The 24134-nt window shown below is 68.3% G+C and carries 19 protein-coding genes; 8 read left to right on the plus strand and 11 right to left on the minus strand.

Annotation, left to right across the window (positions count from 1 at the left end; genetic code table 11):
- Positions 1–473 precede the first annotated feature (473 nt).
- The gene (locus tag AP234_RS39740; RefSeq protein WP_055483547.1) at positions 474–767 is read left to right on the plus strand and encodes a hypothetical protein; all 294 of its coding nucleotides are present in this window, start codon (positions 474–476) and stop codon (positions 765–767) included.
- Between the two features lie 393 nt (positions 768–1160).
- On the opposite strand, the gene AP234_RS32265 is transcribed toward AP234_RS39740, so the two are convergent.
- A complete protein-coding gene (locus tag AP234_RS32265) occupies positions 1161–2018 on the minus strand; it encodes a recombinase family protein (protein ID WP_235558511.1) in 858 nt (285 codons plus the stop codon).
- A 441-nt stretch (positions 2019–2459) separates the two neighbouring features.
- On the opposite strand from AP234_RS32265, the gene AP234_RS32270 reads away from it, so the two are divergent.
- Complete coding sequence (locus tag AP234_RS32270) at positions 2460–3863, plus strand: glycine--tRNA ligase (RefSeq protein WP_055483548.1); 1404 nt, start codon at positions 2460–2462, stop codon at positions 3861–3863.
- Positions 3864–3869: 6 nt separating this feature from the next.
- Here AP234_RS32270 and AP234_RS39745 read toward each other — a convergent pair whose 3' ends face one another.
- Together AP234_RS39745 and AP234_RS32275 are read right to left on the minus strand one after the other, a co-directional pair.
- On the minus strand, positions 3870–4862 hold the full coding sequence (locus AP234_RS39745) for a bacteriocin fulvocin C-related protein (RefSeq protein ID WP_152990741.1): 993 nt from the start codon (positions 4860–4862) through the stop codon (positions 3870–3872).
- Between the two features lie 506 nt (positions 4863–5368).
- Positions 5369–5557 carry a hypothetical protein gene (locus tag AP234_RS32275; RefSeq protein WP_055483549.1) on the minus strand — a complete coding sequence of 63 codons (189 nt, stop codon included), beginning with the start codon at positions 5555–5557 and terminating at the stop codon, positions 5369–5371.
- A 208-nt stretch (positions 5558–5765) separates the two neighbouring features.
- Between AP234_RS32275 and AP234_RS38255 the strand changes: the two genes are divergently transcribed.
- On the plus strand, positions 5766–7193 hold the full coding sequence (locus AP234_RS38255; RefSeq protein WP_200926818.1) for a DUF4158 domain-containing protein: 1428 nt from the start codon (positions 5766–5768) through the stop codon (positions 7191–7193).
- Positions 7115–8794: a Tn3 family transposase gene (locus tag AP234_RS38260; RefSeq protein WP_200926819.1), complete on the plus strand. Its 1680-nt coding sequence runs from the start codon at positions 7115–7117 to the stop codon at positions 8792–8794. The genes AP234_RS38255 and AP234_RS38260 overlap by 79 nt, the downstream gene beginning before the upstream one ends.
- 394 nt (positions 8795–9188) lie before the next feature.
- Here the strand turns inward: AP234_RS38260 and AP234_RS32285 are convergent, their stop codons facing one another.
- Complete coding sequence (locus AP234_RS32285) at positions 9189–9806, minus strand: pentapeptide repeat-containing protein (protein ID WP_055483550.1); 618 nt, start codon at positions 9804–9806, stop codon at positions 9189–9191.
- A complete protein-coding gene (locus AP234_RS32290; protein ID WP_055483551.1) occupies positions 9799–10941 on the minus strand; it encodes an epoxide hydrolase family protein in 1143 nt (380 codons plus the stop codon). The genes AP234_RS32285 and AP234_RS32290 overlap by 8 nt, the downstream gene beginning before the upstream one ends.
- 115 nt (positions 10942–11056) lie before the next feature.
- Between AP234_RS32290 and AP234_RS32295 the strand changes: the two genes are divergently transcribed.
- Positions 11057–11680, plus strand: coding sequence for a TetR family transcriptional regulator (locus tag AP234_RS32295; RefSeq protein WP_083502628.1), 624 nt, complete (start codon positions 11057–11059; stop codon positions 11678–11680).
- 201 nt (positions 11681–11881) lie between these two features.
- On the opposite strand, the gene AP234_RS32300 is transcribed toward AP234_RS32295, so the two are convergent.
- The gene (locus AP234_RS32300) at positions 11882–12802 is read right to left on the minus strand and encodes a zinc-binding dehydrogenase (RefSeq protein ID WP_055483553.1); all 921 of its coding nucleotides are present in this window, start codon (positions 12800–12802) and stop codon (positions 11882–11884) included.
- Positions 12803–12897: 95 nt separating this feature from the next.
- On the opposite strand from AP234_RS32300, the gene AP234_RS32305 reads away from it, so the two are divergent.
- Complete coding sequence (locus AP234_RS32305; protein WP_055483554.1) at positions 12898–13431, plus strand: TetR/AcrR family transcriptional regulator; 534 nt, start codon at positions 12898–12900, stop codon at positions 13429–13431.
- A 15-nt stretch (positions 13432–13446) separates the two neighbouring features.
- On the opposite strand, the gene AP234_RS32310 is transcribed toward AP234_RS32305, so the two are convergent.
- The 4 genes from AP234_RS32310 to AP234_RS38265 form a co-directional block, all read right to left on the minus strand.
- Positions 13447–14334, minus strand: a complete 888-nt coding sequence (locus AP234_RS32310; RefSeq protein ID WP_055483555.1) for a recombinase family protein — start codon at positions 14332–14334, stop codon at positions 13447–13449.
- A gap of 278 nt (positions 14335–14612) precedes the next feature.
- Positions 14613–16124 carry a SpoIIE family protein phosphatase gene (locus tag AP234_RS32315; protein ID WP_160330530.1) on the minus strand — a complete coding sequence of 504 codons (1512 nt, stop codon included), beginning with the start codon at positions 16122–16124 and terminating at the stop codon, positions 14613–14615.
- Positions 16009–17037: a GAF domain-containing protein gene (locus AP234_RS34455; RefSeq protein ID WP_200926820.1), complete on the minus strand. Its 1029-nt coding sequence runs from the start codon at positions 17035–17037 to the stop codon at positions 16009–16011. Before AP234_RS34455 ends, AP234_RS32315 begins: the two co-directional genes overlap by 116 nt.
- A complete protein-coding gene (locus AP234_RS38265; RefSeq protein ID WP_200926821.1) occupies positions 17021–17467 on the minus strand; it encodes a hypothetical protein in 447 nt (148 codons plus the stop codon). The genes AP234_RS34455 and AP234_RS38265 overlap by 17 nt, the downstream gene beginning before the upstream one ends.
- Positions 17468–17582: 115 nt before the next feature.
- Here AP234_RS38265 and AP234_RS38270 point away from each other — a divergent pair, with 115 nt between their 5' ends.
- Entirely contained in the window at positions 17583–17849 is a 267-nt protein-coding gene (locus AP234_RS38270) for a DNA methyltransferase (protein WP_235558513.1), read from the plus strand.
- 444 nt (positions 17850–18293) lie between these two features.
- Positions 18294–20816 (plus strand): cation-translocating P-type ATPase, encoded by a 2523-nt coding sequence (locus AP234_RS32320; RefSeq protein ID WP_055483556.1) that lies wholly within the window; start codon positions 18294–18296, stop codon positions 20814–20816.
- 53 nt (positions 20817–20869) lie between these two features.
- On the opposite strand, the gene AP234_RS32325 is transcribed toward AP234_RS32320, so the two are convergent.
- A complete protein-coding gene (locus AP234_RS32325) occupies positions 20870–23689 on the minus strand; it encodes a cation-translocating P-type ATPase (RefSeq protein ID WP_083502636.1) in 2820 nt (939 codons plus the stop codon).
- Positions 23690–24134: the final 445 nt, after the last annotated feature.

Here is a 24134-nt window from a genome sequence, read left to right on the forward strand (position 1 = left end):
TTTACATGGCCACGGACAACTGGCAAAGCCAGGGCCCGTCATACGGTGGCAGCGCCTCGGAGAGAAGACGGACCCGGACTGTAACTTGCTCGGCATTGAGCCGCTGCCCACTGTCGCGGACGTAGCGACGCACGTGGCGAGCCTGTAGCACCGTGAGGCCTTCAACGCACCGGTCGACGCCAGGACGGCACCCGGGACCTCAGCCCCTTCTCCATCGGAGAGACGATCACCGGCTGTCATTTCCGCTTCGACAGCAACGAAGGTGGTCGGATTCGTGCCACGCCCGTCCGGCGCGGCCGTCGGCTGTCTCCTCGCCAGCCCTTCCTGACCATCGACCGCAGGAGAGAGCAGTGAACAACCATCCGGTGTCCGTCGCCGTCGGCAATCCATCAGCCGGTCTCCCGCAGCACGCGGTGACCTCCGGTCAATGACAAAAGGACGATCTGCTGCGCCTATTCGCCCGCGCCGAGTGGATGTCCCGACAGCCTCGTGCGGACCTGGCCAGGATCGCGCCGTATACGACTGTCGACCTGCAATTCCATCAGAACAGCACTCGCACCATGATCAGTTGTCAGGCCGCCACCAGCCTGCTCGGCGGCAAGTATGCCGGTTTTGCGGATGCGAAGACCACTCGCGCCGGTAACTTCTTCACGGAAACCCTGGAAGATACGGTCCGCGTACTCAGCTGCCATACGGATCTCCTCATGCTCCGACACGTTGACGATACGCCGGCGAACGCGCAGCTGCGATGGCCACGGTGCCAGTAATCAGCGCCAGGACGGGCGATCGTGATCACCCCTCTATGAGACCCGCTTCGGTGACGAGCCGATTGCCCGCATCAACACCACAGGGTCGTCCTGGTGCGTCGAAGTGGACCACCCCAGCAACCTCGTCCGCAGCGAAGAAGATGGCGAGTGGGCGCCCCGTAACTGGGTGGTCGGACCGCGCACCGAGGCGTGCCCGCCTCCGGACTGGTTCGATTCGGTCCTGGAACGCGAAGGCTGGGAGCGCTGCGCGGAGTGGCCCGAGCCGATCGGGCTAGCCGTAGCATCCGCCGAAAATCCAACACATTTGCCTGACCAGGTAGAACATGTGGCTGCTTTCTAAGGCCCTCCGCTCCCGTAGCTTCCCGGCGAAGTGGCAAGTAGTGAGCGTAACGCTCAGGACGTGGCTGTCTGCTCGTCGTGCTCGCGCAACATGCGCAGGATGGTCGCGGGATGCTGACCCTTCTTCTTGCCCTTGGTGATGACGAGCCGGACGGCGATGTCGCGCAGGCTCATCCCCTGCTCGCGCAGGTGGAGGGCCATCGACAGCATGGCGTCGTCGGTGACGGTGGCGCCGCCGATGGTCTTGCCGCGCGTGCGCGCGGACTCGTGGCCTTCCAGGGTGCGGTCGCGGATGTATTCGCGTTCCATCCCCGACAGGGCGGCCAGCACGGTGAACACGATCCCGGACGGGTCGTGCGTCCCCTGGAGTTCGCCGGTGAGGAACTCGAGGCCGATGTCGCCGGCTTTGAGCTGTTCGGCCAGCGCCGCGAGTTCGATGCCGCGGCCGAGCCGCTTGTGCTCGTGAACCACGAGGGTGACCGCCACACCGGAGGCCCGTAGCTCGCGGGCGAGGGCGGCGGCCCGCTCGAGTTCGGGCCGCCTCGTTGCGCGGGTGGAGATCTTCTCGGAGAAGATCCGGGTGACGCCCGCGGTCTTGAGGGAGTCGAGCTGGGTGTCCAGCGATTGGCGGACGGTGGAGGCACGGGCGTAGCCGATCCTCACGTGCCCGGTCGGCTCGGTCCCTGCGTCCACGGGGCGGGGCAGCTCGATCCAGACCGATCCCGGCTTGCGGACCGGAGGGGTCGGGACGTTGAGCGTCTTGGCCAGGTGGGGCAAGAGCCGGAACCGGGCGGTGTGGTATTGGACGGCCACCTTCCCCTTGCCAGTCCGGCACGGCGACCCCGCCGGGGCGCCGCAGGAGGACATCGGGCAGTCGAAGGCTTCCACGCGGGAAAAGTCGTCGTCGCTCACCCGGCGATCGTTTCATGGATGCGTTTCAAAGCTCCAGGGATTTGAAACGACTCATGGAACAGGATCAGGGCGGGAACGCCCTGGACGGCCGGACGCCCGGCGGCTGTTTCATAGGTGAACGCCCATGAAACACCGGCCCCAGTCGCCTCTACCCTTGCAATCGGATGGTCACATAGGGGTCAAATGTAGAGCGGGCCACGCCAGGTTTCCGCGGGAGGTGCGGCAGGGCGCGCGCCGCTGGCTGAGACGAAGGCGAGACCGGCAATGACCACGTCTCCCGCCTGGTTCACAACCTGGCCAGGGCGATGCGTAGCCTGTCTCTGCTCGAACCAGTGGTCCTCATCTGAAGAGGGTATGTATTTCATCTCCGAGCTCTAAGCTCGCCAGCAAGATCGGGTACACGCTTCGCCACGGACCCCTTGAAATCCCACGCTCGCACAGATGGAGGCCAACACTGTGAGCCGTAGCAGTAGCACCCTGGCGGAAATTCTCAGCCTCGCCAAGCGGCGCGGGTTCGTGTACCCGTCGAGTGAGATCTACGGAGGGCTGCGGGCGGCGTGGGACTACGGTCCGCTGGGCGTCGAGCTGAAGAACAACGTCAAGCGCCAGTGGTGGATCTCCATGGTGCAGTCCCGCGACGACGTCGTGGGCATTGATTCCTCGGTCATCCTCGCGCCCGAAGTCTGGAGGGCCTCTGGCCACGTGGAGACCTTCACCGATCCGCTGACCGAATGCCTGTCCTGCCACAAGCGCTTTCGCGCCGACCACCTCATCGAGGCCTATGAGGAGAAGCACGGCCACGCGCCCGAGTACGGCCTGGCCGACATCGGCTGCCCCAACTGCGGCAATAAGGGCGCCTTCACCGAGCCGCGGCAGTTCAGCGGGCTGCTGAAGACCTTCCTCGGCCCGGTCGAGGACGAGTCCGGCCTGGCCTACCTACGGCCCGAGACCGCCCAGGGCATCTTCATCAACTACCTCAACGTGCAGCAGTCGGCGCGCAGGAAGGTCCCGTTCGGCATCGGCCAGATCGGCAAGTCGTTCCGCAACGAGATCACCCCGGGCAACTTCATCTTCAGGACGCGCGAGTTCGAGCAGATGGAGATGGAGTTCTTCGTCAAGCCCGGCACCGACGAGGAGTGGCACCAGTACTGGGCCGACGAGCGCTTCCGCTGGTACACGGAGTTAGGTATTAACCCCGATAACTTGCGCCTGCGTGAGCATCCCAAGGACAAGCTGTCGCACTACTCCAAGCGCACCGTCGACATCGAGTACCGCTTCAACTTCGCCGGCGGCGAGTGGGGCGAACTGGAGGGCATCGCCAATCGCACCGACTTCGACCTGACCGTCCACTCCAAGGCCTCTGGCGTGGACCTGTCCTTCTTCGAGCAGGAAAGCGGCGAACGCTGGGTGCCCTACGTCATCGAGCCGGCGGCCGGTGTGGACCGCGCGACCCTCGCTTTCCTGCTCGACGCCTACACCGAGGACGATGCGCCCAACGCCAAGGGCGTCATGGAGAAGCGCACCGTGTTGCGCCTGGACCATCGGTTGGCGCCGGTCAAGGTGGCGGTGCTGCCGCTGTCGCGCAACGCCGATCTAACGCCCAAGGCCCGTGGCCTGGCCGCGCACCTGCGCAAGAGGTGGAACGTGGAGTTCGACGACGCGGGCGCGATCGGCCGCCGCTACCGCCGCCAGGACGAGATCGGCACGCCGTACTGCATCACGGTCGACTTCGACACCCTAGAAGACCATGCCGTGACGGTGCGCGATCGGGATTCGATGCATCAGCAACGTGTGCCGATGGGCAGCGTTGAGAAGTTCTTGATAGCACAGCTTCTTGATGTTTAATACCATTCAAGAAGTTGGACTACTGTTAGTGGATGGCGCGGCGATGCAAAGCCCATTGCATTGATACATCCATCCTGGTCCGCAGCCGAACTGCCAGTCGCATCCTCCGCTAAAGCAGGAGCCCGGACATTCGACGGGATCAGGTGTAAAGCAGTGACATTTAGGCTTCCTCAGTTCGGTGTCATGAGGTGGATCTTCGGCGGGGCCGAGGGTGATGAGGAGTAGGCGGGTCTCCTCCGGGCCGAACGCTGCGAGCGCTGCTTCCTTCAGACTGTCGAGCTGTGGATCAGAAGTCCGTGGCCTGCCAGCAAAAGTGGCTTCATTGCTGAAGATCTCCTCCGCTCGCGAGAGGACCTCGTCCTGGGCGGGAGAGAGGGTTTCTTGATGGGTGCTTCTGTACCGACGTACATGCTCTACCCACAGCCGGCTCCTGTCCGCGGGAGATAGCTCACCGAAGATGGCGCGCCTGTACGACATCGAGTAATTAGAGAAGGTGTTGTACTCTCGCGGAAGGCGGTGTTTATTAGCCTGAAGCCACGCCGCTAGCTGGGCGTCGCCTGATTCCGCATGAGCAGGGATAGCCCCTGTAACAGCAAGCCCGAGCGCGGCACCTAAGCCGGCGCCTAGCTTTAGGAAACGCTTCCTATCCATCTCGCCGAACCGGCCGCTTGAACTCGTACCCGTGTCGGCATAAATTCCTTTGAGAGCGCCGAGAAGTCGTATGCTAGCTGGAAGGCCTATTCGCATAAGAAGCCGAAGGCTCATCTGCGATCCGACCCAAGCACGAATCCGTGCTTCTTCTACTTTGATCAGAGTCGGCGCCCACACTGGATTCTCACCAAGAGCCTGCTCCCGCCAGGCGCGGACATCGGGGTGCATGAGCGGCAAGACCTCGATGCCCCTGTGCGAAGAGGACTTTACCGCTTCCGCGATCCGCTGGCAGTGCGCACAACCAGCGTCAAACGCCAGAACCCACCTTGCGGTCGTTCTCTTGCGCATTGCGTTCCCTCCTCTGCGTTCGCCCCGATGAGGCACTGCCCATGCCGCCGCATGGTCATACAGCGAGTTGACGACAAGGTCGTCCGCCTGTCAATAGGTTTGAGTGGATTTACCCCAAATACGCCTACCGCCCACGCCGCATGATAAAGATGATCAATTGCCCTTCGCGGCCGGGATGGTCAATCCCTGCAGGTCAACGAGCAGATCGTGTATGAACCCGGCATTTCAACTTCTGTATTCGCTTCGGGGCCCGGCCTCGGTACTGTTTAACCGTTTGAGGCTGCTTAAGCGACTTGTTCCATTTCGGGCTGTTCGTTCTCCTTGCTGGGCTCTGTCCAGCTTGACAAGCCCGAGCACTCCTATGTCGGCAGCTGGCGCATGCCGAGGCACACCACCGGTGGTTCTGTGTTCATGGCGGGCGCATCGGACAGCGCCTGGCGGAGCCTGGCCAGGGAGTCGCGTGACCTCACGACACGGCACCCGTACACGGGGCACGCCGATCGCGGTCACGGTTGGCTTCCTATGGTCGCATCGGCCTGGGACTGCCGCAGCGGGCGATAGCCGGCGGCATCCAGCTTGGCGAGCTCGGTGTCGACCTCCACATTGATGGTGCCGAAGAAGTTGACGGTTTCGCTGCGGACTGGGGAGATGTGGGCCAAGGCTTCGTCGTTGACGTAGCGGCCTTCGGCGCGCATCGGGGGTTGAGCAGTATGCGAACGAAAAGTCTCGTTTAGCCGCCCCCGAAACCCCGCTTGGCGTGGATGGCTTTTCCGATGTGCTTGACCTGCAGAAACGTGCTGCTCAGAGGGTCGCTGAAGCCGTTTCCTCCGTAACGGTTCGATCTTGAGCCTGGCCGGCGCTGATGGATGAGTTCTACTTTCGGGGCCCATGCCAGTTGAGTTCTTGAGCGATGAAGAGGCGGCCGCCTACGGCCGCTACGTAGGGGCACCGACGCGGGCCGAGCTGGAGAAGATGTTCTTCCTCGACGACGCGGACCGGAAACTGATCGGGCGTCGCCGTGGCGATCAGCACCGGCTCGGGTTCGCCCTGCAACTGACCACGGCCCGGTTCGTGGGCCGGTTCCTGCCGGACCCGCTGGAGGTCCCGGCCGAAGTGATCGACTACCTGGCCGATCAGCTCGGCGTGGCGGACGTCTCGCAGGTCAAGCAGTACACCGAGCGGCGCCAGACGCAGTTCGACCACCAGGACGAGATCAAGAAGGCGTACGGGCTGCGGGAGTTCTCCGCGGTGGAGGCGGAGTTCACCGCGTGGGTGGACGCGCGGGCATGGAACACCGGGGACGGTAAGAAGAGCATCTTCATCGACGGGGTGAGCTGGCTGCGCACCAACAAGGTGCTGCTGCCGGGGGTGACCACGCTGACCCGGCTGATCGCCCGGGTGCGCGATGAGGCGACCGAGCGGCTGCACGAAACGCTGCACGGCATCTTGTCGCCGCGGCAGCAGGCCATCCTGGCCCGGCTACTGGAGGTACCGGAAGGGGCGCGGGCCTCGGATCTGGAGCGCTGGCGCAAGGGCCCGTCGGTGCCCTCAGGCCGGAACATGGAAAAAGCGCTGGAGCGGGCGGGGGAGATTCTCAGTGTCGGCCTGGGCGCGATGGAGCTGCCGCCGGGGGTGCCGCAGCGTCGGATGGTGGACCTGGCCCGGTACGGGATGACCGCCACGGCGACCACGCTGCGCCGCCACGGCCCCTCGCGGCAGCTGGCCACGTTGCTGGCCACGGTCATCTACCTGGAGGGCAAGTCGGTCGACGACTGCCTGGACCTGCTCGATCTGCTGATGACGACCGAGCTGATCGGCAAGGCCGAGACCGCCACCGACAAGGAACGGGCCCGCCAGCACCCCAAGCTCGCCCGGCATTCGGCCACCCTCGCCGTCGCGGTGGAGACCCTGCTGGAGGTCACCGAGTACGGCGAGGAGTTGCGGCTGGAGCAGGTGTGGGAGGCGATCGATGCGATGGTGCCGCGCCGGGAGCTGAAGGAGGCGGTGGCCGCGGTGACCGGGATGGTGCCGCCGCCGGACGCTGACGCCGACGGGCAGATGCGGGCGCTGCTGGCCGAGCGGATCGCCACCGTGTCGGGGTTCCTCAAGACGCTGACCACAGTGATCGAGTTCGGCGCGAACGCCGAGGCGCAGCGCGTGCTGGCGGCGATGAGGACGCTGCCGCGGCTGCTGGACGGCCGTAAGAAGAAGGTGACCGAGGACGACATTGACGTCGCGCTGGTGAGCGGGTCGTGGAAGCGCGGCTGGTGTTGCGGGCCGGCTCGCACGGCAGCACGGTGGACAAGAACGCCTACACCATGTGCGTGCTGACCCAGTTCCACCGACATCTTAAGCGGCGCGACGTCTATGCCGAGGCTTCGGCCCGCTGGCGTGACCCGCGCGGCCAGCTGCTGGACGGCGCGGACTGGGCGGCGGCCAAGGGGCCGGCACTGACGGACCTGCAGTTGCCGGAGCATCCGGAGACGCTGCTGGCCGAGCACGCGCTGGTGCTGCACCTGGCGTTGCGGGACGTGGCCGCCCGGCTCGGCACCGACGGCGTCGACGTCACCGTCGATGAGGAGGGGCGGCTGCACGTGGCCAGGCTGCAGGCCATGCCCGAGCCGCCGTCGCTGGTGGATCTGCGCAAGCGGGTGGCCGGCATGCTGCCCCGGGTGGACCTGCCCGAGCTGCTGCTGGAGGTGATGGGCCGCGTCCCCGGGTTCGAGGCGGCCTTCACCTCGGTGGCGGGCGGGGTGAGCAAGCTGGCCGATTTCCACGTCTCGGTGGCGGCCTGCCTGACCGCGCAGGCGCTGAACATCGGCTACGCGCCGGTCGTCAAGGCCGGCACCGCGGCGCTGGAACGCGCCCGGCTCAGCCACGTGGCCCAGAACTATCTGTCGGCTGAGACGTTCTCCCTGGCCAACGCGCCATTGATCGAGGAGCAGGCGAAGATCGGTTTCGCCCGGCAGCTCGGTGGCGGTCTGGTCGCGGCGATCGACGGCATGCGGTTCGTGGTCCCGGTGCCGTCTATCTACACCCGGCCCAACCGGAAATTTTTCGGCGGCAAGAGGGGTCTGACCTGGCTCAATATGATCAATGATCACGGTGCGGGGCTGGGCGCGAAGGTGGTCACCGGCACTGTCCGGGACTCGCTGCACATGATCGACGTGCTGTTCCGGCGCGACGGCGGGCAGCGGCCGGACATCATCGTGACCGACACGGGCTCTTATAGTGACGCGGTCTTCGGGCTGGTGCATCTGCTGGGCATGCAGTACCGTCCGGCGCTGGCCGACCTGCCCGATCAGAAGGGCTGGCGCATCCAGGACGCCGACTATGGGCCACTGGCACGCTTCGCCCGCGGGAAGATCGACCTGGCCAAGGTCAAGCGGCACTGGGACGACATCCTGCGGGTGGTGGTGTCGATCTACACTGGCCGGATCCGCGCCTATGACGTGATGAGAATGCTGCAGCGCGACGGCAACCCCACCCCGCTCGGGGACGCGATCGCCGCCTATGGCCGCATTTTCAAGACGCTGCACATCCTCATCTACGCGGTGGAGGAGCCGTATCGGCGTGACATCAAGGGCATCCGCAACCTGCAGGAGTCCCGCCATGCCCTGGCCGGGAAGATCTTCCACGGCCGTAAAGGTGAGGTCTATCAGCGCTACTACAAGGGCATGGAGGACCAGCTTGGGGCGCTGGGCCTGGTGCTCAACTGCGTCACGCTGTGGAACAGCTTCTACGTCGACAAGGCTCTGGGCGCTCTACAGAGGGCGGGCTACCCGCTGGCGGAGGAGGATGTCGCCCGTTTGTCGCCGTTCGTCCGCCGGCACATCAACGTGATCGGCACCTACACCTTCGCGCTGCCCGATCTCGGCCCCGGGGGCGTGCGGGAGCTGCGAAACCCGGACGAGCCCGAGTGGGACGACTGACGTTGACGCAAACGATCGCGCTGTGCTCCGGACGCGCTGGGGCGGCGCAGCACGGCCCGTACGGCGCTTCAGGTGTGCGTCGGGCTCGCATGTCGCGATCCCACGGGGGCTACGGTGAGGCGGGGGTCCACCAGCCCGTCGCCGTCGACCCGCGGTCCCCCCTTCGGCGCTACGGCGCGCCGGCGCTACGGCGCGCCGCTGGGTGCGGCGCAGCCGCGCGCGGGTGGCGGTGTTGCTGGACGGTTCGGCAAGGAGTCGGGCAAGCTACGCGGAGTGCGGACGGAGCGGCAGTCGGGTGGGCTCTTCTGCTCGGCCAGGTGTCGTGCGCCGGGAAAGCCGTGAAGCCGTTCATGCAGGGCGTCATGGTGGCTCTACGCCGATCTGGAGGTCGGGATCAAGGCCAGACCTGCATTCCCAGGGCGGTTGCGATCACGGTGGCCTGGGCGGCGTCGATGACCGCCTGGTTCAGCTTGACGGTCAGCGGATCGATGCCGGTGAGGTCGCTGCCGCGTAGGTCCGCCCGCGTCAGATCGGCGCTGTGCAGCCAGGCGCCGGACAGGTCGCAGCTCTTCACCTCGGCCTCGGCCAGGAGCGCCCCGGTCAGGTCGGCCTCGCGCAACCGCACGCCGCGCAGCGCGCAGCCGCGCAGGTCGGCGCCCGGTAGCCCGACGAACCCCCAGTCGCCGCCGTTGACCGTCAGCAGGCCGTAGGAGCATCCGTCGAACATGCTGCCGACGAACTTGCAGTCGGTGAAGACCGCGTCGAAGAACGAGCAGCGCACGAACGTGCAGTTGATGAACGCGGCGTTCTCGTGCGTGGACACGTTGAAGCGCACGCCCCGGAAGGTGCAGTCGGTGAAGACGGCCCCGCGATTGACGAGTTCCATCATGTCGACGTCGACGAAAAGGACCTTGTCGAACTGCTCGCCGTCCAGTTCCTCGGCCTGCCATTGCAGGGTCTGGATGGTGCTGGTGATGGGCGGGGCGGGGACGCCGTGCTTGCGGTCAGCCACGGCACACCGTGCGGAAGAAGGCGCGGATGTCGCCGATGAGCAGGCCGGGCTGCTCCAGGGCGGGGAAGTGGCCGCCGTGCTCGAACTCCGACCAGTGGACGATGTTGTCCAGCCGTTCGGCGTAGGCGCGGACCGGCAGGGTGATGTCGTGGGCGAAGACGGCCATGCCGGTGGGGACCTGTGAGACTTGCGCCTCGGCCCAGATGCGGGCGGACTCCTTGTACAGCCGGGCCGAGGAGCCCGCGGTCGCGGTCAGCCAGTAGATCATGACGTTGGTCAGGATGCGGTCGCGGTCGACGGCGCTGTCGGGGGTGCCGGTGGAGTCGGTCCACTCCTGGAACTTCTCCACGATCCAGGCCAGTTGCCCGACGGGTGAGTCGGTGAGGGCGTAGGCGAGGGTGTGAGGGCGGGTGGCCTGGACGGCGGTGTAGCCGGAGGTCTCCTGCTGGTGACGAGCCCAGGTCTGCAGGCGGGCGCTGTCGAGTTCGTCCAGGCCGTCGCCGTCGCCGTCGGGATAGGTGGGTGCGCTGTTGAGGTGGATGCCCAGCAGGCGCTCGGGTGCCAGGACGCCCATCTGCCGGGAGATGCCCGAACCCCAATCTCCGCCTTGGGCTCCGTAGCGCTCGTAGCCCAGCCGGGACATGAGCTCGATCCACGCCGCCGCCACCCGGTGGTAGTCCCAGTGCTTGTCCTGGGTGGGGCCCGAAAAGCCGTAGCCGGGAGTGGAGGGGATGATGACGTGGAAGGCGTCGGCGGGGTCTGCGCCGTGGCTGCGAGGGTCGGTCAGCGGGCCGATGAGGTTCTGAAATTCCACGATGGAGCCGGGCCAGCCGTGGGTGAGGATCAGTGGGAGGGCGTCGGGCTCGGGCGAGCGCACGTGCAGGAAATGTACGTGGGCGCCGTCGATGCGGGTGGTGAACTGGGGAAAGGCGTTCAGGGCGGCTTCGTGGAGGCGCCAGTCGTAGCCGGTGCGCCAGTAGGTCACGAGGTCTCGTAGATACGGCAGCGGGACGCCGTAGTCCCAGCCCGCTCCAGGCAGGTCGTCGGGCCAGCGGGTGGCGGTCAGCCGGGCGGCCAGGTCGTCGAGGTCGCTTTGCGGGACGGCGATTCGGAACGGTTTGATCGGATTTGCCACTCGATGGTTCCTTTGAACGGTTTTTGGTTGAGCGAATGTTCAATGTACATGCTGCGAGAACCGCCGGCGCCACGGTAGGTTGAACGGCGGTTCATTTTTACGATGAGGAGCGGTGATGCCCAGAACGCCTGAAGCGTCGGCGGTAGTGCGAGCGGCCACCCGCGCTCGCATCCGCAAGGCGGCGGTGCTGCTGATGGCTGAGCAGGGCTACCACGCCACCACCCTGCGGCAGGTCGCCGCCAAGGCGGGCGTGGCCGCCGGGCTGCCCTCGCACTACTTCGGCAGCAAGGCCGGCCTGCTCCTCGATGTGGCCAGCGGCTGGCGCGAGCGGACCCGGGCCGCGCTGGCGGCCCTGGCCGCCGACCAGCAGGCCGAGCCCGCCGCCGCCCTGCGCCTGCTGGTGCGATCGGCGCTGATGGGCCTGGACACCTCCCCCGAGGAGGTCGAGGAAGGCCGAGCGGTCTCCGCCCTGCTCGCCGACCCCCAGGCGCGAGAGGTGCTGCGGGCGGCGCAGGCCGATGAGGAATCGGCCGACCTGCTCGACTCCCTGGACCAGGCCCTGCGTGGCTGCCGCTCGCCCGACCCCCAGGGTGACCGGCTGCTGCTGCTCGCCTGCATCCGCGGCGGCCTGTCCCTGGCCGCGGAAGACCCGGACTTTCCCCTGCGCGCCCTCGAGGAGGTTCTCCTTAGCCGGGTCCTGCGGACGCAAGCCCCGGCCAAGGAGTCCTCCCGGAAGTGACGTCGGCATCGCGTCGCCCCGGTTGGGGGCAGCGCATGGTGTTCGACGCGCCCGCTTCAAGATCGGCCTCGGACTCTCGCGGTGATGGATCCCTCGCCATGAGTGGGTGCCCCGCGTCCGGTTGCCCCGCGCCCGACTTCGACTCCTCCAGGCCACCGGCGCTGTCACCGCGGTGCGCTCACTCGGCGCACCGCTCTCCCCTTATTTCACCTCGAGCACGGCCTTGCCTCGCAGCTCGCCCCGGGAGATGCTGTCGAGCACGTCGGCCGTCTGCCCCCAGTCGCCCCGATGCCCAATCTCCACCTGGAGCACGCCCCTGGCCGCCAGGTCCAGCAGGAGGTCGAGGTCTTCGCGGTCGTCGGCCAGCCCCGAGTACACGAAGTGCCGCAGCGTCATGGACTGCCCGCCTTGGAACAGCTCGAAAAAGTCCAGGGTGAGGGGCTCGGCGGAGGCTTGGCCGTACCAGAGGAAGAGGCCGCCGGTACGCAGGCGCAGCGCCGCCTCTGAGCCGAGCCGGCCGCCCACCGACTCCAGGACCACGTCGAAGCCGCCCGGCGGCAGGTGGTCCACGTCGTGCACGACGGTGGCGCCAGCGCGGGCGAGGTGGGCCCACGGGTCGTGTTCGCGGGCGACGACGGTGATGGCGGCGCCCTCGTGCACGGCCAGTTGCACCAGGAACTGGCCGACGCCGCCGGTGGCCCCGGTAGCGAGCAGGTTCAGGCCCTTCAGCGGTCCGGCCGCGCGCAACAGACGCAAGGCGACCATGCCTGCCAGCGGGAGGCAGGCGGCGACCTCGGAGGCGAGGGTGCCGGGAACGGCCGCGAGCCGGGCGGCGGGAACCGTGATCCGTTCGGCGGCGGCGCCGCCGGAGGGGACGTGCATGACCACCCGCTGGCCCGCCCGCGGGCCCGAACCGTCCGCGGCGGGGCATTCCACCACGCCTACCGCGTCGATGCCCGGTCGATAGGCGGTGCCGGGCATGGCGAGGTAGAGGTAGTCGGGGCGGTTTAGCGAGAAGGCCTCGACGCGGATCAGGGCCTCGTGGGCAGCGGGGACGGGTTCGGGGATGTCGGTGAATTCCACGAGGCGGGCGGTGTCGCCGGTGGCTTGCAGTGCGCGCATGGATCGCTCCGTGAGCTAGAGTGCCAACAAAACGGTAGTGCCACTACCGTAACGGCAAAAGCGGTAGCACTACTACCGTTTATGGGGGAGGTCGTGTGCCGCGCAGAGACCAGGAGCGCAATCGGCGGCGGCTGCTCGATGCCGCGCGGGAGGCGTTCATGGAGCGGGGGGCCGGGGTGAGCGTGGAGGAGATCGCCCGGCGGGCCGGCGTGGGAGCCACCACGTTCTACCGGCATTTCCCCACCAAGGACGACCTCGTGGACGCGCTGCTGCACGAGCTGGGCGAAGGAGCTCGGGAAGTGGCGGCGCGGGCGGCGGCCGAGCCGGATCCCTGGCGGGCCTTCGAGCTGGTGTTCATGGAGGCGTGCGTGCTGAGCGAGCGCGACCTCGCGCTGTTCGACCTGCTGGCCAGGGTCAGCGCGCCGAGCGCCGACAAGGGCCGGGCGGTGACGGCAGAGGTGATCGGCCCGCTGGTGGAGCGGGCTCAGGCCGCGGGCAGCCTGCGGCAGGACGTGAGCGTGGAGGATGTGGCGGCGTTCATGCGCATGGCGGACGGCACCGCCCCCGCTGAGCGCCGCCGCAAGGCTCTGCAGGTGCTCCTCGTCGGCCTCGCCGCCCACGCCGGCTGACCGTGTGCACGCCGATCAGCTCTCGGCCGGAATCGCGCTGCCGTCGTCGGCCAAGATCCGGTAGACGCTGGCCACCGAGGGATGCTGGCCCTTGTTCTTGCCGGCAGGGATGACCAGCTTGCGGGCGATGTCAGTCACCGGTACACCACGAGCGCGCAGCGACCGGGCGTAGGCGATCATGTCGTCGTCGAACACCTTGGGGCGGCCGCCGTGCCGGCCGCGTTCGCGGGCAGAGGCCTGGCCTTCCAGTGACTTCTCCCGGATGTACTCCCGCTCAGACTCGGCCATGCTGGCGAAGAAGGCGAACAGCGCCGCCCCGTGCCCTGAGGGGTTGTAGATGCCCTGCAGCGGGCCGCTCAGCAGCTCCAGCTCGATGTCGTGGTGGCGTAGTTCCTCGGCGATGGCGAGCAGTTCGGCGGCGCCCCGGCCCAGGCGCTTCATCTCGTGCACCGTGACGATCACGCGCTGGTGCGGGACGGCTCGTTTGATGGTGCGGGCGTAGTCCATCGCGTTGGTGAACTCCGGCCGCACTTTGATACGCGTGCTGATCTTTTCGGCGAAGATCGGTTCGCAGCCCGCCTCCTTCAGGGCGTCGAGCTGGCTGTCCAGTTCCTGCTGAGCGGTGCTGCACCGGGCATAGCCCACCCGAGTCGGCCTCCTCGCGGCCGCAGGCGCCACAACGTCCAGGGCCGGGCCCGCCTGCCAGACGCGCCCGGGCCCGCGCTCGGCGGGAGTGCGCACCTCCAACTCCGTACGCAATTGCGGCACCAGCATGAAGCGCGGCGTGTGGTACTTCGACGCGACCTTGCCGCCCCGCGTACGGCAGGCGCTGCCCGCGGGCGCCTTGCACATCGGGCAATCGAACTGTTCCACGACGGCAGCCGGATCCGTGAGCTCGGTCATGTCGCAAAACCTATCGTGAAACCATTCTGAGAAGTCGGTTTTGCGAGAGGTTCTGAGAACGAAGATCAAGGATAAAACGGACACTCGCCGGATGATCGCCAGCTCTCTCAGAACTGGTCATTTCTGAGAACACAAAAAGTCACGACCGCTACACACAGCTACCTTGCGTCCGGTCGGGCAGATCCCGAGCGATGGGCCACTCAAGGGCTCACTGGCACCGTTCTCGTCCAGATGAGTTCGGAACGGAATGTCACGCCAAGCCGCTTCCGCCCGGCCCGTTACCGCGACTTTTCGTTCGCATGCTGCTCAACCCCCGACACTCCGCGTGCGGATCTTTCTCGCCGCGAGACCTCGAAGCCGTCGAGGTCCCATTCCGGCAGGCCGAGGGCTGCCTGCGGCTCCATGGCGTCCTCTTGTGTTTCCTGATCCAGGAGCTGCTCGGCCCAGATGACCTTGCCACGCCGGGTGTAGCGGGTGCCCCATCGCTCGCTGAGCTGAGCGACGAGGAAGAGCCCCCGTCCTCCCTCGTCAGTGACGGCGGCCCGTCGAGGGCGGGGCGAGACGTCGCTGGCATCCGACACCTCACAAATCAGCATCCGGTCCAGGAGCAGGCGCACCTGAATGGGTTCGGCCCCGTAACGGATCGCGTTGGTGATCAGCTCACTGAAGATCAGTTCGGTGTTGAAAGACAGCTCGCTCAAGTTCCAGGCCGACAGCTGCCGCACGGCCTGGGCGCGTACGCGACAGACCGCCGCGGGATCGGCCGGCAGGTCCCAGCAGACGAGGTGGCCGGCCGGCAGCGCCCGGGTGCACACCGCCAGCACGATGACGTCCTCGCGGTGCTGGCCGTGCGGCAGGGCGGACAGCGCAGCCGCGCAGGCGTCCTCGGCGGTGCGGCCGGGATCTGCCTCCAGCGCCTGGCGCAGGCGCTGCGTCCCAGTGCGGGGGTCGCCCGGGTCGTTGGCGAGCAGCCCACCGGTGTAGAGGACGAGCCTGCTGCCCTCGGGAAGGCTGAGTTCGGTCGTCTCGAAGGGCGGCCTTCCCCGGCCCAGCGGCGGCCCGGCGGACACGTGCGGGAGCTCCACCGTGCAGTCGGGGCCGACGATAGCGGGTGCGAGGTGGCCGGCCGAGGCCAGACTGCAGCGCTGACTGGTCGGGTCGTAGACGGCATACAGGCAAGTCGTGCCGGTGACGACATCGTCGGCACGACCGAACGCGACGCCACCGACGACGTCACCAACGATGTCCCCGAGCGACTGGGTGACATCGTCGCCGGCCTGCTCGGCCTGCTCGCCTGCGAACTGGCGGACCAAGCCGTCGAGATGCGCGAGAATCTCCTCGGGGGGCAGGTCGAGAGCGGAGAAGTTGCTGATCGTGGTGCGCAGGCGGCCCATGGCGGCTGCGGCACGCAATCCGTGGCCTGCGACCTCGCCCACCACCAGGGCGACACGCGCGCCCGACAGGGGGATGACATCGAACCAGGCAAAGCCAGCCGCCCCCTCGGCCAGCTGGTAGCGGTAGGCGGCCTCGACCGCGTTCTGCTCGGGCAGGCGCCGGGGCAGCAGAGCACGCTGCAAGGCCAGCACGGTGGCACGCTCGCGGGTGAACCGGCGAGCATTGTCGAGGCAGACCGCTGCACGGGTGCTCAGTTGCTCGGCAAGAGACAGGTCGTCGTCATCGAACGGTGTGGCACGTCGCATGAAGGTGGCCACGCCCAAGACGTTGCCGTGCGCGCACAGAGGAACGGCGATGAGGGATCGGATGCCTGCTTGCTGCCCTGGCGACAGCACCGGCTTGCTTTCCGCGAGGCAGCGTGCCTGCGCGGACAGGGAAGGGTAGTTGGACCTCCTGCCCCAGGGGGCCCATGATGTCCGAGTTGTCCCCGGTGTCCTGCACCACGACGCGGCGTATGCCTGCCGAAGGATCGCCGACATCCTGGCCGCGCAGGACGGACTCGGCGAGATCGACCGTGACGAGGTCGGCGAAGCGGGAAACGGTCGCCTGCGCGAGATCTTCGGCCGTCCGCACCACATCCAGCGTCTGGCCGATACCCATGGCGGCATCGGACAGGATTCGCAGCCGCCTCCTGGCCGAGGCGGCCGGGGCGCTGGAGATCGCGATCGTCACCAGTTCGGTGAGTTCCAGCATGTGCTCGTCGACGTGGTCGGGGGCGTCCTCGTCTACGTGGTAGAAGGCCTTCAGCACACCCCACAACCCTCCGTCCACGAGGATGGGGGTACCGATCGCGGCAAAGTATCCCCGTTCCCGGGCCCAGCGGGCCATCTTCCAGGTGGCGTCGGCGTAGTTGGTGATGTGCACCGCCCGCCCGGTCTCCAGCACGATCACCGGAATGCTCTCCCCCTCAAGCGGCCAGCGCGAACCCAGCGGCAGTGCGTTGCCAGGGCTGTCACCGCTCCAGGAGCCCACAACGACCAGCGTCTCATCGGGTTCGTAGCGTCCGATCATCGTGCACGGGGCCTGAAGGATGGGGCCCATCTCACCGGCGATGCCGTTGAACATCTCCGTTGTAGAGGCTCCGCGGGCGACCAGCGTCGCCACCCGCCGCAGCGCGGCCTGCTCCTGTGCGATCCAGCGCAGTTCGTCACGGCTGGCCTGCAGGGCATGTCCGAAGGACATGCGATCACGCGCCGCCTGCAGCAGCGCCTCCAGCGCGGGCACCACCCGCTCACGCAGTCGGCGCATGGTCGCCTCCGGCAGGTCTGGGAGCATGACGAGCGTGCCGAGCCTGGCGGCACCCTGCATCAACGGCAATGCGATGCGGTGGTCGTCGCGGTGAGGCCGCTTGCGGTTCGATCGTCGGGGATGGCAGCCCCAGTGCCCGCGCCAGGTGCTGGGAAACGGTCGGCAGTGCCGAGCGCAGATCCCGCGTGCGCGGTAGGAGCCGGACCATTTCGGCGTTGGCATCGGCCTCGTGGCGGCGTTCGCCAGCCTCGGTGACCACGGATCGTGCCAGCGCCACAGCCGAGTCGGCCAGCAGCGCGACATCAAGCTTTCCTGGGGCCAGGCCCGCCGCCCGGCACTGCCACCACAACCGGAGAATGGCAGGATGCACCCGCCCCTCGACCGGCTCCTGCTCGAAGAAGCGCTCCACGATCCGCTCGTCAGGCTGCACAGAACCTTCTCGGGCGGCTGGCGGCCAGGTCACTGCAAATGCATCTCCCCGAACACAGACTTCCCACCTGCGCGCCTTAAAACCTATACCTGATATACCGGCCGAAAACGGTAAAGTGACCAATCATCTTCAAATACGGCGCATCGCGCCGAATGTCTGCGAAAACCCGCGGTCCTCGAGCCGAGATGAGCGCACCGGGGCCGCCGGCTGCCGAACCCGGCGGCAGGTTCTCGACCCGTTCGCCGGAGCGGCAACAACGGCTCTTGCCGCCCGGCAACTCGGCCGGCAGTTCGTCGGTATCGAGCTCAACATCGACCACTGCGCACTTGCCAAGGCCCGGCTGCTCGCGTCAGGAGCAGCGATGGGAGGAGAAGCAGAGTGAACTCCATGACCATCGAGGAAGTACGAGTCCTCCCGGCCGTCGTCCCTCTGTTGACCGCCGCCTGCACTCTCGGCTCAGCCGTAACACCGCCTACCGCCTCGTCAAGCGGGGTGAGTTCCCCTGCCGGGTAATCCAGGCAGGCGACACGTACAGGGTTCCCACCATCGAGGTTCTTCGACTTCTTGCTCTCGACCTAACCAACGCGGAGAAGCAGGTCGGATAAATAGCTGGTGACACCCTGAGCGGCGGTGAGACCTACGGGCCTCGGACGCGCTTGTAGATACCCGCTGAGCATTAGCGGGCGGCCGGGTAGAGGCGACATCCGGCCGCCCGCGGTGGTCGTAAGCGCGCTGCTCACGGCAGCCGTCCGCTGAGCCGAAGGTCCCCTGCCAGGTGCCTTTCGACCGCGGTATCCCCGTACGCCTGAGTGATCGGCTTAAGGGCATGGATACCTCTGTGCGAGCACTGACCGGGCTGACCGAGGAGGCCGCCTCCCGGCGGCTGGCCGAGTGCGGGCCGAATGAGCTCCCGCAGCCGAGGCCGCCAAGGCTGTCTGCCCGGGCGGTCCGCCAGCTCGCCGACCCGATGTCGATCCTGCTGCTGGTCGCCGGACTGGTCACGCTGGTCGTCCTCGACGAGGTGCCTGAGGGTGCGGCTATCTTGGCCATTCTCCTGGTCAACGTGGTCATCGGGGTGAGCCAGGAGATGAAGGCGGACCGTGCCGTACGGGCGCTGCGCACCCTCACCGCGCCCATGGCCAAGGCCGTCCGTGACGGCGTCATACGGAGGGTTCCCGCCGCCGACATCGTGCCGAGCGACATCGTGCAGGTCGCCGCCGGAGACCGCGTCCCGGCCGACGCGCGACTGCTGGAGGCCAATGCGCTGGCCGTGGACGAGTCCATGCTCACGGGGGAGTCGCTGTCAGCAGAAAAGCAGGCGGCGGGAGCGGAGGAGCCGGCCGGGTCGACGGGGATCGTCGTGCCGCTCGCCGATCGCCGGGGCGAACTGTTCGCAGGGACGCTCGTCGTCCGTGGCGCGGGCGTGGCCGAGGTGACTCGGACCGGTGCCCGCACTGAGATGGGGCGCATCGCCTCCGCGCTGGGCAGCGGCGTCAAGGGCCCACTGGCGGTGGAGCTCGCCCAGGTGTCCCGGCGGATCGGCCTGGTCGCGGTCATGGCCGGTGTCGTGATGATCCTGATCGGGCTCACCCGGGTCCAGCGGGGCGAGGTCGCGCTGCTCGACATCATCCTGGCGGGGGTGGCGCTGGCAATCGCCGCCGTGCCGGAGAGCCTGGCCGCCGCAGTCACCACGGCGCTGGCGCTGGGCTTACAGCGCATGGCCAAGCTCGGCGTGATCGTACGGCGCCTGTCGGCCATCGAGGCCCTGGGCGCGACCACCGTTATCGCGACAGACAAGACCGGCACGCTGACCACCGGTCGCCTTACCGTGGTCGACCAGGTGGCGGTGTCCGGTAATGACGAGCTGTGGCGTGCCGCGCTGCGTTGCAACGACGCCCGCGACGGGCTGGGGGACGCCGTCGATGTGGCCCTCGCCGCCGCCGCCCGGCGGCACGGCGTACGGCTGCCGCCCGGTGAGGAGCGCCTGGCCGCCCGGCCGTTCGACGCCGGGACCAGATCCATGGCCGTGATCACCAAGGGGAACGGCCGCGCGGCCGGACCGCTGCTGACCGTCAAAGGCGCTCCGGAGGTGGTGCTCGCCCGGTGCGTTCCCGGGCCGGAGACCGAGCGGCTCGTGCGAGCGGTGTCCGGTCTGGCCGACCGTGGCCTGCGGGTGCTCGCGCTCGCCGACAAGGACACCGGTGATCTGGACAGCCGGGGGCTACGCCCGCTCGGCCTCGTCGCGCTGAGCGATGAGATTCGTCCCTCGGCTCCGCAGGCCGTGGCGGACTGCCGCACCGCCGGCATCCGCGTCGTGATGGTGACCGGCGACCACCCCGACACCGCCTGCGCGATCGCCGCGGAGGTGGGCATCGACGCACATCCCGCGGTGACGGGCGCCGCGCTCGATCTCGGCGGTGATAACTCGGGACGGTTCGCCCGGCTGCGCGAGGCGGCCGTGCTCGCCCGGGTCGACCCGGGCACCAAGCTCGACCTGGTCCGCGCCCTGCGTGCGGGCGGCGAGGTCGTGGCGATGACCGGCGACGGGGTGAACGACGCCCCTGCGCTGCGCAACGCCGACGTGGGAGTGGCCGTGGTAGGTGAGGAGGGCACCGACGTGGCCCGGGAGGCGGCGGCAGTCGTCGTCACCAACGGCGAGCTCGGCACGATCGTCGCCGGGGTGCGCGAAGGCCGCCGCCTGCACCACAACGTGGCCTCGATGATCGGATATCTGCTGACGGGCAACCTCGCGGAGATCCTGATCGTCCTGGCCGGTCTGGTCGCCTGGCCGGACCTGGTCGTGCCGCTGCTTCCCGTGCAGCTGCTGTGGATCAACCTGGTGCTGGACGGCATCCCCGCCATCGCGCTCGGCGTCGACCGGCCCGCCGGCGATCCGCTGGCGCTGCGCCCGCGTACCGGCGGCCTGCTCTCCTGGCCGGTGCTGACTCGGATCGCGCTGCGTGCGCTGGTCGTCGGCGCGCTCGTCTTCGCGGCCGTCGAGGTCGCCCGCCGCCTCGGCTGGAGCGAGGACCAGGTCCGCGGCCAGGCCGTGCTCGCCCTGGTCTTCGCCCGCCTCACCCTCGCCTACGTTGTTCGGGCACGCCGCCGGACCTTCGAGCGCGGCTGGTGGCGAGGCCGTGCCGTGCTCATCGCGGTGACCGCCACCGCGGCGCTGCAGGCACTCGTGACGGTGGTCCCGGCGTTGGGCGCGCCGCTCGCGCTGGTGCCCCTGCCACCCGCCGGCTGGGCCATGGCGCTCGGCGCCGCCGTACTATCCGTGATCGTAAACGACATGATCCACTTCGGCTCGGATAGCGCCCTTCGGCGATCTGGCAGAAAGGATCAGTAGCGGATGCCGACGGTAGATGTTACTGACACGCATCGGCCCTTCTTCGAGTCCCGCTATTCAGGCAAGCACACGCGCGGGGAGGTCTGTCCGACAGAATGTCGGCGGCGTCGCGCCCAGCGGCGCAGTTCATCGGCGCCCCAGACGATGACCGGGAAGACGGCGATCAGAGCGAGGACGTCGGCGGGCAGGGCGGCGGTGCCGAACAGACCTTGCAGGGGCGGCAGGTAGACCAGGGCGGCGGTGAAGGCGAGCTCGAAGGCGATGCCGGCCAGCAGCAGCGGGTTGGACGTCAAGCCGATCTGCCGCAGGGAGGCGTGGTCGGTGCGGGCGGCCATGGCGGTGCCGACCTGACAGGTGACCAGTCCCGCGAAGGTCGCGGTGGTGGCGGTCAGGTAGGCGTGGTGGAGCGGCGTCCCCGGTCCGGTAGGGGCGCCTGGGTGCCAGCCGGCCCGCCACAGGACGTAGAAGAACGCGATCATCACCAGCGTGGCAGAGATCAGGCCCAGGTAGCCCCAGGCCCGGATCAGCATGTCGCGGGTGATGACGCCCTGGGAGGGTGGCCGGGGTGGGCGGGACATGAGGCCGGGTTCGGCGGGTTCGCGGCCGAGCGCGAGGGCGGGCAGGGTCTCGGTGCCGAGATCGATCGCCAGGATCTGCAGCACGGTCAGCGGCAGCGGAACGAGTCCGCCGCTGAGGGCGAAGACGAGGAACGGGACGATCTCCGGGACGGCGTGGGCGAAGATGTAGAGGATGAACTTACGCACGTTGTCGTAGACCTGGCGGCCGGACTCGATCGCGGTGACGATCGTGGCGAAGTTGTCGTCGGTGAGGATCATGGCGGCGGCCTCGCGGGCCACGTCGGTGCCCGAGCGGCCCATCGCCACCCCGATGTGGGCCTGGTGCAGGGCGGGTGCGTCGTTGGCGCCGTCGCCGGTCATCGCCACGACCCGGCCGCGGGCGCGCAGCGCGTCGGCGATCTTCAGTTTGGTCTCGGGGGACGAGCGCGCGAATACGATCTCGGCGTCGTCGTCCAGCAGCTCGTCGAGTTCGCCGTCGGTGAGCCGTTCCGCCTCGGCGACCACCCGCAGCCGTGGCACGCCGATGCCGACCTCCCCGGCGACCGCTGCGGCGGTGGCCCCGTTGTCACCGGTCACGATGTGCACCTGGAGCCCGGCCTCATGGCACCGCCGGACCGCGCCGGCCACCTGCGGGCGCGGCGGATCGTACAGGCCTACCAGGCCGATCAGCAGCAGGTCGGCCTCGGCCTCGTCTCGCCGCTTGGGCACCGCGGTGGAGGCGGGCAGCCGGCGGGTGGCGATCGCCAGGACCCGCAGCCCGCGGCGGGCGAGCTCGCCGGCGGCGGTGTGCGCCGCGGCGCGTTCCGCCCCCGTGAGCACGGCGCGGTCCAGCACCGCCTCTGGCGCCCCCTTGACATCGATGATCAGCCGGTCATCGCCGTCCCGGGGCCGGGTGACGGTCGACATCAGCCGCAGCCGGGGGTCGAAATGGAACACGGCCCGCCGCCGCGCGTCCCGGTCGGTCAGCATGTCCGCGACGTCCGCCATCGGGCGCGGCCTAGCCACGCCCTCGACCAGTGCGATCTCGGTCGGATCTCCGTGCAGTGCGCCGTCGTGGTCGTAGGCGACCATGGTGCACGCGATCGCCGCCCGGGCCAGTTCGGTAGGCACCGGTTGTTCGGGCGAGGCCGGCACGACGCCCTCGTCGATCGTCCAGAACGCCTGCAGCCGCATCCTGTTCCGGGTGAGCGTGCCGGTCTTGTCGGTGCAGATCACGTTTGTGGATCCCAGCGTCTCGACCGCGCTGAGCCGCTTGACAACCGCTCCCCTGCGGGCCATCACCCGCACCCCGGCCGCGAGCGCCAGGGTGATGGTCGGCAGCAGGCCTTCGGGGACGTTGGCGACAAGCAGCCCGATCGCGAACATCAGCGCGTCGGTCGGGGACAGCCCAACCAGGACGCCCACGAGCAGGAACACCGCACCGATCCCCGTGGCGACCGCCGCGATCAGCCAGGCGACCCTCTTCACCTGGGTCTCCAGCGGGTTGGGGGTCCGGCGTCTGCGGTGGCTGAGCGCCGCGATCCGGCCGAGCTCGGTCTGTGCGCCGGTGGCGAACACGATCGCCTGCGCCTGCCCGCCGACACAGGTCGTGCCGCTGAACACCAGATGCGGCTCGCGCAGCAGGGCGGCCTGCTCGTCGGCCGGGCCCGCGATCCGTTCCACCGGGGCGGACTCCCCGGTCAGCATCGACAGGTCGACCTCCAGCGCGCCCTCGGTCAGCCGGGCGTCGGCGGGCACCTTGTCGCCCTCGCACAGCACCAGCAGGTCGCCGGGCACCAGCCGGGCCGCCTCCACCGCCTGGGGCAATCCATCGCGGATGACATGGACGCGTTCCGGCAGGTAGGCCGCGAGCGCCTCGACCGCCCGCTCGGCCTGGCGCTCCTGCAGCAACGCGAACGCGGCGTTCACCAGGATCACCGCCAGGATCGCCCACGCCAGCACCGGCATCCCCGCCACGAACGCCAGCGCCCCGGCCGCCCACAGCAGCAACGCCAGCGGGTGGGCCAGCTGGCGCACCAGTCGATCCGCCGGCGTCGTCTCCGCCGGCCGCCGCACCTGGTTGGGACCGTAGACGGCGAGCCGCCGAGCGGCCTCCCGCTCCGACAGCCCCCCGAGGCCCGTACCCAGTTCCCTACGGAGCAGCGCCAGCGGCTCACGCGGGTTCGCTAGGCGATCGGCGGCCTCCGCAGGGAAGCCGGACTCAGACGTCGGCGGATACCCGATACTGTCAACCCCGCGCCCCCGGGGCAGCGCACGCCCCCGGACGTCATGCAGGAACTTTCGTACCGACGGCATGTTGGACACGAGCTCCAATCCCTATGCGTGCCACCTGGGGCAGCTCGTGAACCAACGGCTCCCCCGTTCCAGCGTCGCCCTGAGACGAGGCAGGAGACGACGGTCCTATGAAGCGGGTACTCCGCTCAGGCGAACCGCCGCTCCAGGGAATCGATCTATCGGGTTGTCATCGGCTTTCTGGTAGCGGCTTCTTGATGCGAGCGATCGCTAGAGGTGATGCCCGCGTGCCCTAATACTCGCGGTCACCAGGGGTCAAATGTCCATGAGACCCGTCGCCCTGTCATGGGGCGGTCCTGCGGGTCAGGCGACCAAGTCTCGGGAAGCATGCCAGCAGGAGCGGTGCGGATCGCCCCGGCGGACACAGTGGACGGTGCGGGCGCAGTCAAGGACCGGCATCTGGCCACGGCGGTCCCGACGTTATTGAACGGATACCGGAAGGTGAGCG

The organism is Sphaerimonospora mesophila (genome assembly GCF_001417795.1).
Taxonomy (GTDB): Bacteria; Actinomycetota; Actinomycetes; order Streptosporangiales; family Streptosporangiaceae; genus Sphaerimonospora; species Sphaerimonospora mesophila.

Coding starts and splice junctions, on each gene's coding strand:
- AP234_RS32275 (WP_055483549.1), bottom strand. CDS start 5,557: ATGCGCGCCGAAGGCCGCTACGTCAACGACGAAGCCTTGGCCCACATC.
- AP234_RS32310 (WP_055483555.1), bottom strand. CDS start 14,334: ATGACCGAGCTCACGGATCCGGCTGCCGTCGTGGAACAGTTCGATTGC.
- AP234_RS34455 (WP_200926820.1), bottom strand. CDS start 17,037: ATGCGCCGACTGCGTGAGCGGGTGGTGCCCGCGCTGGAGGCGCTGCTG.
- AP234_RS32300 (WP_055483553.1), bottom strand. CDS start 12,802: ATGCGCGCACTGCAAGCCACCGGCGACACCGCCCGCCTCGTGGAATTC.
- AP234_RS39745 (WP_152990741.1), bottom strand. CDS start 4,862: ATGCGCAAGAGAACGACCGCAAGGTGGGTTCTGGCGTTTGACGCTGGT.
- AP234_RS32320 (WP_055483556.1), top strand. CDS start 18,294: ATGGATACCTCTGTGCGAGCACTGACCGGGCTGACCGAGGAGGCCGCC.
- AP234_RS32270 (WP_055483548.1), top strand. CDS start 2,460: ATGGAGGCCAACACTGTGAGCCGTAGCAGTAGCACCCTGGCGGAAATT.
- AP234_RS32295 (WP_083502628.1), top strand. CDS start 11,057: ATGCCCAGAACGCCTGAAGCGTCGGCGGTAGTGCGAGCGGCCACCCGC.
- AP234_RS39740 (WP_055483547.1), top strand. CDS start 474: ATGTCCCGACAGCCTCGTGCGGACCTGGCCAGGATCGCGCCGTATACG.
- AP234_RS32325 (WP_083502636.1), bottom strand. CDS start 23,689: ATGCCGTCGGTACGAAAGTTCCTGCATGACGTCCGGGGGCGTGCGCTG.